General features: G+C 60.0%; 1 pseudogene. It reads right to left on the reverse strand.

Annotation, left to right across the window (positions count from 1 at the left end):
* Positions 1-49: 49 nt before the first annotated feature.
* A pseudogene (locus WS61_RS23915) lies at positions 50-673 on the reverse strand (IS3-like element ISBcen22 family transposase); the annotation flags it as partial.

Genomic DNA, 673 nt, shown 5'->3' on the forward strand with positions numbered 1-673 from the left:
TGAACCGCTTGGATTTCTTGGACAGTGCCGAGCGTTAGTGTTCGGTCTTTCATGAGCCTTCGGCCGTAGGCCGAAGGCTGTATTGCCGGGCGAATTCGCCCGGCGTTAGCTCCTTGAGCGCCATGTGAGGTCGAGTCTCATTGTAGTCGCGGCGCCAAGCCTCGATCTCACGTTTGGCTTCCGCCAACGATTCGAACCAATGCAGGTTCAGGCATTCGTCCCTGAACGAGCCGTTGAATGTCTCGATGAAGCTGTTGTCGGTGGGCCTGCCTGGCCGGCTGAAGTCGATCTGCACCTTGTAGTGGTAGGCCCACATGTCCAGCAGGCGACCCGAGAATTCGCTGCCGTTATCGGCAAACAGGAACCGTGGTGCGTGACGTTGAGCCACCAAACGATTCAGCACCGACACGACGTCCTCGGCACGCAGGCGCTTGCCCACTTCAATGGCCAGTGCTTCACGACTAAAGATGTCCACGACCGTCAGGGCTCGCAGGCGGGTACCGTCGGCCAATTGGTCCGCGACAAAGTCCAGGCTCCAGACTTCATTGGGGCGAACCGGCACGCAGCGCTCGCGGCGCGACACCACCATCTTGCGGCGTTTGGGCAGCTTCGAACGCAGTTGAAGCTGCTCTTCGGCGTAGAGCCGATAGACCCGATTCCGGCTCACACGCCA

The organism is Burkholderia sp. ABCPW 11 (assembly GCF_001523445.1).
Taxonomy (GTDB): domain Bacteria; phylum Pseudomonadota; class Gammaproteobacteria; order Burkholderiales; family Burkholderiaceae; genus Burkholderia.